Annotated in this window: 11 protein-coding genes; 1 reads left to right on the forward strand and 10 read right to left on the reverse strand. The window is 32.3% G+C overall.

Annotation, left to right across the window (positions count from 1 at the left end):
* Window positions 1-304: 304 nt before the first annotated feature.
* The 8 genes from TERY_RS05275 to petB all read right to left on the reverse strand — a co-directional run bounded on the left by TERY_RS05275 (window position 305) and on the right by petB (window position 9,603).
* Window positions 305-1,882, reverse strand: coding sequence for a hypothetical protein (locus TERY_RS05275; RefSeq protein ID WP_155994320.1), 1,578 nt, complete (start codon window positions 1,880-1,882; stop codon window positions 305-307).
* A gap of 45 nt (window positions 1,883-1,927) precedes the next feature.
* Window positions 1,928-2,293 carry a hypothetical protein gene (locus TERY_RS05280; RefSeq protein WP_011610878.1) on the reverse strand — a complete coding sequence of 122 codons (366 nt, stop codon included), beginning with the start codon at window positions 2,291-2,293 and terminating at the stop codon, window positions 1,928-1,930.
* Window positions 2,280-2,870 (reverse strand): hypothetical protein, encoded by a 591-nt coding sequence (locus TERY_RS05285; protein ID WP_011610879.1) that lies wholly within the window; start codon window positions 2,868-2,870, stop codon window positions 2,280-2,282. The genes TERY_RS05280 and TERY_RS05285 overlap by 14 nt, the downstream gene beginning before the upstream one ends.
* A gap of 15 nt (window positions 2,871-2,885) precedes the next feature.
* A complete protein-coding gene (locus tag TERY_RS05290) occupies window positions 2,886-4,556 on the reverse strand; it encodes an AAA family ATPase (protein ID WP_011610880.1) in 1,671 nt (556 codons plus the stop codon).
* 1,002 nt (window positions 4,557-5,558) lie between these two features.
* Complete coding sequence (locus tag TERY_RS05300) at window positions 5,559-5,939, reverse strand: hypothetical protein (protein ID WP_011610882.1); 381 nt, start codon at window positions 5,937-5,939, stop codon at window positions 5,559-5,561.
* Between the two features lie 235 nt (window positions 5,940-6,174).
* Entirely contained in the window at window positions 6,175-7,317 is a 1,143-nt protein-coding gene (locus TERY_RS05305; protein ID WP_011610883.1) for a glycosyltransferase, read from the reverse strand.
* A 1,077-nt stretch (window positions 7,318-8,394) separates the two neighbouring features.
* Window positions 8,395-8,877, reverse strand: coding sequence for a cytochrome b6-f complex subunit IV (petD, locus tag TERY_RS05310; RefSeq protein WP_011610884.1), 483 nt, complete (start codon window positions 8,875-8,877; stop codon window positions 8,395-8,397).
* Between the two features lie 57 nt (window positions 8,878-8,934).
* A complete protein-coding gene (gene petB / locus TERY_RS05315) occupies window positions 8,935-9,603 on the reverse strand; it encodes a cytochrome b6 (protein WP_011610885.1) in 669 nt (222 codons plus the stop codon).
* 348 nt (window positions 9,604-9,951) lie between these two features.
* Here petB and ctpA point away from each other — a divergent pair, with 348 nt between their 5' ends.
* Complete coding sequence (ctpA, locus tag TERY_RS05320) at window positions 9,952-11,190, forward strand: carboxyl-terminal processing protease CtpA (RefSeq protein ID WP_011610886.1); 1,239 nt, start codon at window positions 9,952-9,954, stop codon at window positions 11,188-11,190.
* A 941-nt stretch (window positions 11,191-12,131) separates the two neighbouring features.
* On the opposite strand, the gene TERY_RS05325 is transcribed toward ctpA, so the two are convergent.
* Complete coding sequence (locus TERY_RS05325) at window positions 12,132-12,551, reverse strand: hypothetical protein (RefSeq protein WP_011610887.1); 420 nt, start codon at window positions 12,549-12,551, stop codon at window positions 12,132-12,134.
* 1,196 nt (window positions 12,552-13,747) lie between these two features.
* Window positions 13,748-13,843: a photosystem I reaction center subunit XII gene (gene psaM / locus TERY_RS27200; protein WP_071525264.1), complete on the reverse strand. Its 96-nt coding sequence runs from the start codon at window positions 13,841-13,843 to the stop codon at window positions 13,748-13,750.
* Window positions 13,844-13,930: the final 87 nt, after the last annotated feature.

A 13,930-nucleotide genomic window follows, 5' to 3' on the forward strand; every position in this document is an offset into this window, starting at 1 on the left:
AAATCCTAACTTCGAGAACTGATAGTCTATATTTTAATAATTGAAAATTAAGATATTGAAACTATGCAGATTCTTTTAATATTTTTGTCAGATAGTAACCATTCAGATGTCAGGTTTCAGCTTCCTAATAATTACTTAGTATGTTATTAGAGCGTAGTATTGATATACTAGGATAAACTCGAAAATTTTCTAATTTCATGATACTAATTCCTTATATATTATGTTGTTTGAAGTATGTACAATTCTATTTGAATTTAATCAGCCTAATAGTCAATTATCTATGTTTCAGTCTTTAATTTCTAAGTTATTTAAAACTCCGCTTTTCCATTAGACGTAGCTCAAGAGACTCTGTTACTTTTCTGAGCTCCCCAATAACTTTTATATCATCATCATATTTAAACTTTTCCATCTGTTTTACCGTATCTTTTAGTTGTTTTACTAATGATTCTAATTTGTCAATATTAAAATTATTTTGATGTTCGTAGATTAGTTTTATTGCTTCTAGTCTAATTGTGAAAGATTCTTTAGTATCCTTAATCCTAGCAAGTAGTTTCTTTAAATTCTTATAATCAAGACAGTTTAGTTTTCTCAAAATTCTTTTTCTATATAAGTGGTAACCTATAGTAATCACAACTGCTACAATTACTACTAAGATAGCAGACCATTGGATAGTAGATATAAAACGCCGTTTTTCTATACTTTTGTTCAAGTATTCAAACCTCTCCTGGGTATTTTTAACTGATAACCGAGTTTCTCCTAACTTCTGAAATATTGACTTTTGCAGAGACTTATAACTATCAAGTTCATTCTGTATTTTTTCTTTCAAAGAAGGAAGTTCATTAACCCTGAAATTATTAACATTTTCTACCCTTCTTTGAAGATTAGGTTTTTGACTTAATGCCCCCTGAGTAAATCTTGGAGCTTTCAGAAGATCGCGACCTTCAAAATATAAGTTATTAAGGGGTGTGATTCTATCCTCTATTTTATCAGATTCCTTTCTTAAATTATCAACTAAAATTTTAGTCTTTTTTTCAGCTTGAGAAATTTGATCAAATAAATCATTTATGAGGAATAAATTATTTTCTGTACCACTAATAATTTCCTTATTTAATGTCAAACTTTTCACGTTTTCATATTCACTAATCTGAAGCTCAAAATTGTCAGATTCTTTTTCTATAGTTTTAATCTTACGAATAAGCTCTGATTTTTCTTGTGGAATTGTTTGTATAACACTGTCTATATTATCAATTGTTTGATCAACAAAATCCAACTCACGATTCGCACATTCTATCCAATTATCTATCTGTTCTCTAGTAATTAATCTAGTATCTACAACCTTTTTTTGTGCAGCTAGCCAATTATTCCAAGAAGGAAGAAATCTTTTGGCATCTGAAACATTTTCTTCAATCCTTATTAAATTATTACTAAAAATTTTAAAGTTATTTGAGCTTGAATTTGTAGACTCTTTTAGTGGCAAATAAATATCTCTTAATTTATTACAATACTCATTCTTTTTAGCTAAATATTTTTCATCGCCAACTTCTTGATTATTATTGGCTAAACTGCATATATTTTCTAGCTCAGATATCAAACTATCAAGGTCTTCACCAATAGACCTAATACTACCTTTTATTTTCTCTAAATTCCCTTGTGCTTGATCTACATATTTTTCTTGATACTTAACTTCATTCTTAAATTTCCAATAAATATTATTAATTCTATCAATTTTTGATTGAGAGGCTCTACCAGGGGGTGGCTGTCTGTAAAGTTCTTGATAATTTTCTGAATTTCTCACCTTATTTGATAGGCTTAACTCCTCTGCCAATGAAATTTCTAAACTCTCTATCTTTTCAGAAACAGTTTGATTTAATTTAGTTTCCAATTGCGTTACTTTTTCTTTCACTAATTCAAGCTCTGATAAACTAAATTATGGAGGTTGATACAGTTGACGGACAGCAAGTATACAAAATACTAATAATATAATAATAATTGGATTTTTCCAGCAAAATTTAGCAACATAATAATGCCATCCAACTATAATTGACTTAGGAATAGCTATTCCCGATCTGAAATAAGCAAATATTGAATAGGCTAAAGCAAAAATACAATAGACAAACGGTAAAAGCATAACAATTCTACTTTGGCTTTCCTGAAAAAGAAACCATAATAGCCAAAGATATACTAGGGCAATAAAAGTAGTTAAAGTATATCCAAAAGCTAAAGGTAAAGTTATACAAAAAAACCAATTCCAAAAAGAATTTTTAGTGAGCGATCGCTGATTATACATCTCCAATTAAACCTCTATAAATTGCTGTAGAAAAACCGTTATAAACTTTTAGATATAATTCAAAACGAACAGAATTTCTTAACAAATATTGCAGCATAATTATCCAAATATTAATGTTAAATTTAGTTCTAGATGCGTAGGTAAGAAGAGTAATAGCTGCTGCATCTGCAATACTTGTATCCCTGCGTTGAAGAAGCATTTTAAACAAACCAAGAGGGAGAAAAAAGAAGCTACTATAGCCATTTGAAGATAACCTACTCAGGAATTTTAAAACTCTTAAGGGACTACAAGGATCATATTCTTTATGGGATAAATCAAAATTTTTCCGCTTGAGGAGTTGTGCCACAAAACTTTGAATAAACCCACTCAGGAGCTTTTTGTCATCAGCTCTGACAAATGAAAGGCCATTTACAACTGCTGTCGCTAATACAGGGTCTCTAGATGCAACTTTAGGGTCTAATATCTTATGAAGTTCCTTAGAAATACCAATTGAAATTGCTATTGTTCTGAATAACCAAAAATTAATTTCTCCTTTCTGGAGTATTTCCTTCAAGCCATTTTCAACAAGATAGCGAGCTGCCAAATAGTCAGCAGCTCTTTAATTAAAAAATCTAGAAAAATAATCATTATTGGCATCTAATTCTATTAGGCGATATTGTTCTGCCAGATCCATAATACTAGGAATTACAATAAAAAAATCAAATTTATTTTGACTTCTCAAACCTAAATTTTGCCACTGCAACTGAGAGGTATTTAAGATTTTCAGTATTCTTATAAACTGTCTATCACTTTCAATAATTTTGAGTTCTTGGATTTTATCTACTGATAGTTCATAAGATTGATATTGAGCTAACCTTTGGCTTATTTTTTTGTCAAAATTGACTATATCATTTTTCAAATATTTGTATTTTTCATATAGTGAATTAACAATACTATCATTGGAAATACTTACACCGTAATGAGAAGTTTGTTGAATTTTTAAAGATATCCTCATAAGATGAAAGCTCAAAACTGATAATACTTCCAAAAGGTATTTAAATAGGACTGGTTCTATTTTTTCAAAACGGTTTTGTGGATTTATATCCATACCTTTTAATATCTCCCGTTTTAACTCTAGATCGTGCAAACTGCTGATAGATGGGATGCGATTTTTTGTATCAGCAAAATCTGATTTATCAGAAGAGAATGAAACTTGATATAGCCATAACGATAAATAGTAAGGGTTCCTTAAAAAGGATTCCTGTTCTGCATTAGTATTTATGATTGTCAAAATAGTTTTTCTAATTTGATTCTGGGCTAAAGTATCGTGTTGCAAACTTGTTAATCGCTTATTTAAAAGTTCTTTAATTTGCAGTACACTCATGGGTTTTATTCTGATATTTGCTACTTGCAAAGTATTAGCATACGCTTTATATTCTTCTTCTCTACATGATAAAATCCATCTAGTTTTATTACCGCTATTTTTCATTAAAATTGATAAATAATCAAAGAGAGTTTCCCGTTTACTTTTGTCTATAAACTCATCTAAAGCATCAATAATAATCACAAAATTGAGAGATAGTTTCTTATTCCATAAAACTATAAAATCTTTAAACTCAGGCTTTGATAACTTACCATTAAGTTCATATACATTTGTAATAAATGCCAGAATTTTTGTTATATTTTTACCATGCTTGTTTAACACTTTTTCAACATCATTAGCATGAATAAAAATGGGAATAAAATCTCCTATGCTTTCGGAAAATTCTTTGGTATAGTTTGCAAGTGCTTTATATAAAGTTGTAGACTTTCCACTTCCTGGAGGACCGTATATAAATACCCTAGATTTGTTTGGAGATAACAAGTATTTATCAAGATTTGCTATGTTAGTTCGCTGACTACCTCCTTTTTCTTCATAAGCTTGTTGAGACATCAGACCATTTGGATTTCCTGGCTCTCCGGATAAACTTACATAATTACTTTTTAGATCAAATCCAAGTTCAAATTCTACTTCCTGGTTTACAGCAGTCAGATAATTGTCAATGACTTTTTTATCTCTTACTGTTAATAAACGCCTAAATGTATTTCTAGTCTTGTAATACTTTATAAACCCAGAAAATAACAAGTAAATTACTAGGATACCCCAAATGAATAGGACAATATAAGACAGGTATTTCAATAATTTATTGTCACTGGATAAATAATTTAATGCAATTGGAAGTGAAATACTTATTACAGTTAAAAATATTCTCCATAATACTTTTTGTTCTTTTTCAGCTATGCTTAACATATCCTTTATTTGCTATTTCCTAAAGTCATAAAAATTTGTACCTAATTATGCCTGAAAAGCTAGTGTAATATTTATCATATAGCAGTCGAAGTATAGCACTACTGGTAACTAAGAATTCAGAAGTAATCTCTGAGATAATTTTAGCATTTAGTAATGTCCTAAACTTTGCTTCGACTGCTATAATATTTGGAAGCGATCGCCTCTAAGAAAAAATTACCATAACTATAAAAATCTAGTTATACTCAGAGAAGCGATCGCTAATTCCTAAACAATAAATTTTTACCTAAATAACACATTGTCAGATTTTTTTTCACAATAAAAGCAAGAGCATTTTACCCCTGCACTAAACATTTTTTTTTAAAGTATGTCTCATTATTTTCAATATAAATTCCCATTAAAAATGATTAGAAAAAAAACTATTATAGAGCCTGAGACTATAAAAACAAGGAATTTATTGTTGAATAATTAAATAGCATAAATACTGAAAACACTGTTTAATTAGTTAAATATTTACAATAGCAAAAGCCAGAAAAAAATTAGCAATATTTGGGGACTGTGCAACTTATCATAACCCTCAAGAATCTCAAGAATATTTAATGTTAATCAATCAAGATTTACCAGAAGAAGAATCGTTGATAAATTGTACAAATTTTTCTCCAAATGCTCCTCAAAAAAACCTGTTGAAGATAATTGCCTGCAAGACAAAAAAAATAATCAAAAAATTTGATAATCTTTGCAGTTATTTTAAACTATTTAAGTTAATAATTAATTGTCTAAAACTTTTTCAGGATGAAATTTTGCTACAACCTATGCGAGGATTGCTATATTAATAATTATATTTACCAACCACAAGAATTACTTTTATAAAACTATTCATAAATTAATTCCTTATAGCTTAAGAAAAAAAACTTAATCGTAACTTTGAAAACAGATAAATAATGAATACTTTTTCCCCATTTATCATTCCTAATTCCCTTTTAATACATCTAATTTTTGATACATTTAATCTTCAATTTTTTGCCCATTAACTTCCACAGCAGAAACATCAATTGTACCAGGAGGAGTCAATCTATTAAAATGACCTCCTTCAACCTTAAGAGGTTCTCCACAACTAGGACATTGACATTGAGTCTGATTTAAAGCAGTAAATTCATGACTGCAAATAGGACATTTATCCGTAATTACATTGCGATTTAACCACCAACGTAGACCAATAAATGCAACTATAGGTGTAATTACAATAAAACCAAATAATATTAAAATCGAATTAATTAACCATCCCAACCCTACAGAACCCAGAAACCAAATAACAGCTAAAAAAACTAGCCAATTACGAATATTAGATATAGTTAATTGAAATATTTTTGAGTTCCCTTGATTCACTTAATTATCTCCTTTAATAAACTCTCTTCGTAAGCATTTAGCCGTTAACTATCAGCTACCAGTTATAAATTATTAACCCATTATCACACCGAAGAAAGAATTAGTCTCCCAGGATAATTAAAACTTATGAACAAAAAAGTCACATTTAGCTAACTTTAGTAACTTATTACCTTTAAAAGCTGAAAAAAGCTGAAAGCTGAATACTTAACCTCCTTCTCTATCCTAATCACAAATTTCATAGTTGTCTTACTCTCTCAGTAAAAGCTACCCTACCAAAAACCTTTAAACTTTCCTCTCGCAACCATTGACCATCAGACCTTTTATCCTCTCCCTTCAGCATCTCTATACAAGCATTAGCTACTGCTTCTGGACTTCGGTGAGGTACCCGCCATCCTAACCTTCCATCTTGTAAAGGTTCCGCCGAACCATCAGCATCTCCAGACAAAACAGGCACTCCACAGGCCATTGCCTCTAAATAAACAATACCAAAGCCTTCAAAAGAAGGCATCACATAAGCATCAGCTACCTGATAATGTTTAACCAAATTCTCTGTGGGCACAAAACCTGCAAATACCACTTTTTCACCTATTCCTAAATCTTGAGCTAACTTAGCCAAGCGAGGTTGGTCATCTCCCCGTCCAATTACTAAATACTTGACTTCTGGAAAAAATTGCAGTATAATTGGCAGAGATTTAATGGTAACATCAACGCCTTTATAGGGGTCTCCCGACCAAAGTCTAGCTACAGTCATTAATACCTTTGCTCCCTGAAGATTGTAAGCCTTAATCAAATCTACCGGTGATGGTCCAGGAATAAACTTATCTCCATCCACCATACAAGGCAACAAATGAAACTTTTCCGGATTGAGATGGTTACTTTCACAACAGCGATCGCGACTGTAACGACTAATAGTTAGAATTTTAGTAGCTTGTTTTAATGCCTGTTGATATTTATCTGGTAGTGGCTCCCATACTTCCTTACCATAAGTTAAAACTGTATAGGGAATACCCAGAGGTACACACAAAGCTTTAACCAATGGAGCCAAATTAATATGACCACAAAAAACTTGTAATGGTTGTTTTTTAATTAAAAACCATAGTAATGTTGTAGCTAACTTTAATCTTCCTAACCAAACAAACTTAGTTTTAAAATAATAGAAATTTAGGGTCTTCGACTGATAGGGATTTTCACAATATTGACCATCCCTTAGTAAGAAAATATCTGATTCTTGAAAGGTGTCATTAGGTTTTACATTATTTTTTAAGTCTATGTAAGCTTGAAAAATATCTCTTACATAAGATTGAATGCCACCTTCAGAAGAAAAAATTTCCAAAAAAACAAATATATTTCTTTTTTTTTTCTCAACTTGTTTATTCAATTTTATCTCCAAATTCAATTTATAAAATGATTAGGTCTAAAACTTCTCCTCAGATCTAAAACTTCTCCTCAGAACGGATAACTTTCTCTAGTTTTTTTCAATCATAAATTGTTTTTTTTACAGAATAAATTTTATGGTATAGTACTAAGTATTTTATTTAGTACATAGACAATTTTGGTTATAAGGGAATAGGTTTAGAAACATCAGAGCCCATGATATATTTGCGTAGAAATACAAACTATTAGTTAGATATTCTTATCATAGTCATATTAAAGCCCATGATCAATCACGATAAAGCAGTGAGTAGATAGACTTGAGTAGTAGAATTGGCAAACATCCAGGTTTAAGAACTGAGGTAACAAAAATATGCAAAAATCAGAAGCACAAATGCATATTTTGTAGACTAACCTTGAGAGCAACTGACCCGAAAAATGAGTCTGAAACTTCCCCCTTTTAAGGCAACTTTTTATTAGTGAAAAAAGTAATAAGGCTGTTATTATATTATTAGTTTAGATAACAATTATAAAAGCCAGATTTAAGTATTTTATTTGTCCAATACCAGAAAAAATATCAGAGTAGAAAGTTATGTGTTTTTGTCATATTTTTGGGAATGATAGTCTAGCTTACTGCTGTCTAAAAATTAGAAACTATGCTTAAATCAACCCACTAATTCTGAGCTACAAAAACTCTTTCTTACTCAAGTTAAAAAGATGGAAACTAAAAAATCACTATCAAAAGTTTCAGTTTGAGAATAGAAAGCAATCATAGAATGATTTGAATTCTAGATATCCTCACAGAACTTACTCTTTTAAGTATACAAAAAGCCATAGAAAAGACAAAAGTATAAATCTTCCAAAGTTCAGGCTCTAGAAAATTATGCGCAAACTGCTAGATTTATCTTGAGAATCCTAAAATTATAATAGAATCAAGGATAACTTTACGAAATGAAAATCCCCTGGCCAAAAGGCGAGGGGATTAATATCAACCCCTAGTCAATAATCTCTACAAACACAAATGTAGTTATTGTAGTTATGATTGAAAATCCACAAAGGGGGAAAAATTTTATAAATCCAAGTCTTAGAATAGACCAAAAGTCAAGGATTTATCAATTGGTAAAGTAGCACCAATACCTAACCATAGAGTAACTGCAGTACCAAATAGAAATACAGCAGTAGCTACAGGGCGACGAAAAGGATTTTGGAACTTATTGACACTTTCAATGAAAGGAACCAACATTAATCCTAAAGGAATAGAAGCCATGGCCACAATACCTAACAGTTTATTAGGTACAACACGTAGAATTTGAAAAACTGGCCAGAAATACCACTCAGGCAAAATTTCTAGAGGAGTAGCAAATGGATCTGCTGGCTCACCAATCATAGCAGGATCTAGTACAGCTAAACCTACGCATAAAGCAATTGTACCTACAATTACTACTGGGAATATATAGAGCAAATCGTTAGGCCAAGCAGGTTCACCATAGTAGTTGTGACCCATACCTTTAGCTAACTTAGCTCTTAATTGAGGATCGCTGAGATCTGGCTTTTTTAAAGTAGACATAATCTTTTTTTTCTCCGTAACAACTGAAAGCTAGTATTTAATTATTGATAGCTTAACTTACAAAGGTCCTGAAATACCTTGCTTACGAATCATTAAGAAATGCAGTAGCATAAACACTGCAATAAACCAGGGTAGTACAAAAGTATGAAGACTGTAGAAACGAGTTAGGGTTGCTTGACCAACACTTGTACTACCACGCATCAGTTCTACGATGAATGGACCAACAAATGGAATTGCATCAGGTACACCAGACACAATTTTTACCGCCCAATAACCAATTTGGTCCCAAGGCAAGGAATAACCAGTTACTCCAAAGCTAACAGTAATTACAGCCATAACTACCCCTGTTACCCAGGTTAATTCGCGAGGCTTTTTGAAGCCACCTGTGAGGTAAACCCGGAAAGTATGAAGAATCATCATCAACACCATCATACTGGCAGACCAACGGTGGATGGAACGAATGAGCCAACCAAAGTTAACTTCAGTCATAATGTATTGGACTGATGCTAATGCTTCTGTTACTGTTGGCTTGTAGTAGAAAGTCATAGCAAATCCAGTAGCAAACTGGATCAAAAAGCAAACCAGAGTAATTCCACCTAAGCAGTAAAAAATATTTACATGGGGTGGAACATATTTGCTAGAAATGTCGTCTGCGAGCGCTTGAACTTCTAAGCGTTCGTCAAACCACTTATAAGCGGGTGAATCAGTTACCTGTTTTGAGAACATGAAGCCAAAAATCCTAGATGAATATTGCTGGAATATTAATAAATTCAGTTTATGGGTAGCTAGGAAAAGATACTCACATCAACCTTTGAATCAGCTATACAAATATGATACCAACTGACAAAGGAATCAAGCAGCAAGTTAATTTCTTAACAAAACAAAATAAATATTTATCTTTGCTTACCCTCTAGTAAGAAAATTTAACATAATTTGTAGATATATTTCAGATAAGATGACAATTTTTGTAGAGTTTGATATTCTCTATAATTTTTGTTTACCCTAGAAATTTAATCAAACGATTTAACTATATTGGCCAATTATCAAGGATTAATCATTCTATACTTTTGTTTCATGAAAAAAAGATTTTTGCAAATTCCACTTCTATTAATACTACCAATTCTTCTGAGTTGGGGACTTTGGATATCTTCTGCAACAGCATTAACTGAAGAACAGGGCTTATTGGGAGAAGCTTGGCGTATAGTCAATTTGGCTTATGTTGATGATTCTTTCAATCATCAAAACTGGTGGTTTGTGCGTCAAAATTTGATGAAGAAACCCCTGACAACTAGAGAAGAAACCTATAGCACTATTCAAGAAATGTTAGCTAGCCTAGAAGACCCATTCACGCGACTTCTAAAACCACAGCAGTATCGTAATTTACAGGTTGATACTTCTGGAGAATTAACAGGAGTGGGTTTACAAATTGCCCTGGACTCTCAAACAGGAGAACTAATAGTTATTTCTCCCTTAGAAGGTTCTCCTGCTGAAACTGCTGGTATCCAGGCAGGCGATCGCGTCGTCAAGATTGATGGCCATCCAACCACAGAGTTTTCATTAGACGAAGCTGCAAATAGAATGCGGGGCACTGTTGGCTCTCCTGTGATACTAACAATTTTGAAAGAAAGTAGGGACCAACCCCAAGACATAACCATAATTCGGGATCAAATAGAGATTAATCCAGTTTACGCCAAGTTAAAGTCTAACTCTCAAGCTGGACCTATCGGTTATATTCGTCTGAGTCAATTTAATGCTAACGCTACGGCAGAAATTAGCCAAGTAATAGAGAGTTTTGAGCAGAAGGGAGCTATTGGCTATATACTTGATTTACGAAATAATCCAGGTGGACTATTACAAGCTGGTGTAGGAATTGCTCGTCTGTGGTTAGACGACGGTACAATTGTTTACACGGTTAATAGACAAAGAGTTCTTGGTAGTTTTGAGGCTGTTGGTATTGCTATAACCAATGCCCCATTAGTTGTATTAACTAATAAGGGAACTGCGAGTGCTAGTGAAATTCTAGCTGGCGCACTCCAGGATAATGGTCGTGCAATGCTTGTAGGAGAAAAAACTTTTGGCAAGGGTTTAATTCAATCTTTATTTGATCTATCTGATGGATCGGGATTAGCAGTTACCGTTGCCAAGTATGAAACGCCAAACCATATAGATATTAATAAGCAGGGGATTATCCCTGATGTTGTGATTAAACAAGACCCGATTTTGCCTAACCAAATTACCACAGAAGCTGACAAACAATATCAAGCCGCACTAGAACTTATAACATCTCAATTTGTATTAACAAATGCAGCTTAATTGACTCAGGCGGTGGTATACTCTTTCCCTGACCTATACCATAATAAAACTAACTTCCAATTAGCCGTTTCACTTTATTAAGTTAGGTTAGGGTCATATGCACTCCCCCGGGTAAAGTTAATAATCTCTGTGATTTAGAGTAACCCACCGAAAGCTTAAGTTTGATATGATATTAATATTTATTTTATTTTATACATAACTTTTAAAGTATCCGGCCCGCCGATCATAAAAAGCAGAGCATAAAAAGTTGTATTTTGAAATTAGATTTTGTGGAGTGTCTGTTTGTCCTTTTCTCTGCATCTTTATGTGGTTGAAGTAAAGTTCTGCTTCATCTCTAGATTTGATTACTGGAGTAGTATATAGATACTTACCATTTTAGGCAAACTTTATGCTATAATAAAATAAACTCCATTTTATTTCGTATCTCTAAAAATAATCGACTAACTAATTGTAGCGTTTACATCTATTAAACTACATTTATAGGGTTAACTTCACCTAATACTTTTATTCAGAACAGCTCTCAGCAATAAGTCCCAGAAAATTAAATTTTTTTAAGGTTTAAACTGTACCAGAGGAAAGACAAGAACAGGATATTGAAATAGAGCAAACCCTTAGAGAAAAAATAATTCGATTGATTTGATTCCCTGACCACAATTTAATTTAAGTGGACTTGTTAAACATTGAATTCTGGTTTCTCGATCTGTTCTGTGCATTTATCCCGGAGAGTATGTCAAGTGCCTTTATTTATTCAGTAGCCAAGCAGCACTTAAATTGGATTTAATCTTTATGTCAACTAACCACCATGATTCTTCTTCAATCATTGGTTTGGTAGGACTACTATTTTAGAAATACAATTTTTTCGATTACTTCCCCACACATATACTTAATATTTAATTAATATTTATTCATTCAGATTAATTTAACTCCCAAGTCCTAAATAACTATAGAGAAGAATTAGATTGTGGGCTTTGTTTAATACCATTATCTTCCAACCAAATTATCGGTATTTGATGAGACTCTACTTGGTTACTTTGCTCCTGCATAATAGTCTGAACTTGACCCGGATCAAAATAACGGCTAAATTTTTCCTGATCATTCTGCAGTCTCTCTGTTGTCACCTCAATTTCAGATTCTATAACCTGTAGTTTTTCTTGAATTGATAGGTAATGAGGTAACAATTTTAATAGAGCTGAAGTTACACAGATAGAAAGCAAGACATTAGTTAATAATTTGGCGATACTTTCAATTGTTATTTCTACTGTATAAGTTGACTTTTGTCGTTTAGAGAAAACTCTTTGTTGGACTGGAATAGGCTGACTCTGAGAATGGAGTGAAAATTGAACAGGTTTAGTAGCATGCATACTTTTGTCCAGGATAAGTTAATTAATTATAATACTTTTCCCAATTGTAGATTAATCTATCCAGGGCTGGCTAATTAAATATAAAACTATATATACAGATAAAGGCTTTAGCGTTTTTTATCGTTTTAAAAAGTGCCTAGTTGTGCTTAGGATATTAATCCTAGTATAGATATGGTTAAGCCCAAATTCGGCGATTAAACTTTCTGGGGGTACTATCTTTTATAAGAAACTTCTAAAAATCTTGTAGGGAAAATCTAAGACGTTTTCACTCTCCACCCCACCCATTTTAGGTTAAAGATCGAGAAGCATTTTATAATAAGTGATTAGGCTATTTTTTTCTAATATTAGATATTTTCAGAGCAAAAAATATATAAAGGTGCCTTTAATTTCTATATTTAGGCGATCGCTTTCTTGGAAAGAGAAAACACCTTACTCCTGATATAGAGTATAAAAAAATGTTAGACAGGAAATTTTACTTGTAGAATACTTAGAGTTGATTTTTGACGATTCTCAATCATATCTATTAGAAACCGGGTGTATCCCTAAAGTTTATAATAATGGGAAAAGTTAAATCTTCCCCAAGTTTAGCTTAAACTTTGTTGACATCCAACAAGCCTAAAAATATGGGGAAAAACCTATCCATATCCCAAAATTTATTTGACATTTCACAGGATGCCGCTATCTTATTGGTAATCTTAGGCTTGCCTTCAGGTCTATTTAAAGTCTCGGAATACCCGAGGGCGACTTACCAAAAATTATTGTGGGTCTTTGTTTGTGTCCTCAAGGCACTAACCTTTCCGAAGCCTAAAAGCTCTTCTTATTCTACTCTCAAGTGAATGAGTGTCGACCTAATATTCGTTTCTACAGTATTTGTGATAAAAGGTCGGTATTTGAACGTTAATTAAACCTGCTTATTATAATTTGAATTTTCGCCCAATGGGTGGGCGAGGCTTTAAACCAAATTTTTCGGTAAGTAAGGATCTATCTGACTGAGGCCATTCTTATTATATTTGTGATTATACTACCAACCAGAATGTGGCAGTAGCCCAAATGTTTAAATAAAGAAGGTTAAGTACTGTCAGGCAGACACCGAAAAAAGATCATAGAGTATGAATTATATTGGGCTAGAAGTTGATACTCCTGTTAGGATATTCCTGTGAAGTGAAAATACCAAACCATTCACAGCAGTGAGTATGTCATTTGTAAAGTTCAGTCGAAAGCCGGAATGCTAAGATTCCTGGTATTAGAGCAATTACTAGAGCAACTAATACTTGGGTATCAGATAAAGGCATAGTTTAAAACTCCTAATATTTGTAGTTTACTTTGCAGTTAACTTTCAATATTTTACCTGTAATTTACAAATTACAAATTCATAGACT

The organism is Trichodesmium erythraeum IMS101, from assembly GCF_000014265.1.
Classification (GTDB): Bacteria; Cyanobacteriota; Cyanobacteriia; order Cyanobacteriales; family Microcoleaceae; genus Trichodesmium; species Trichodesmium erythraeum.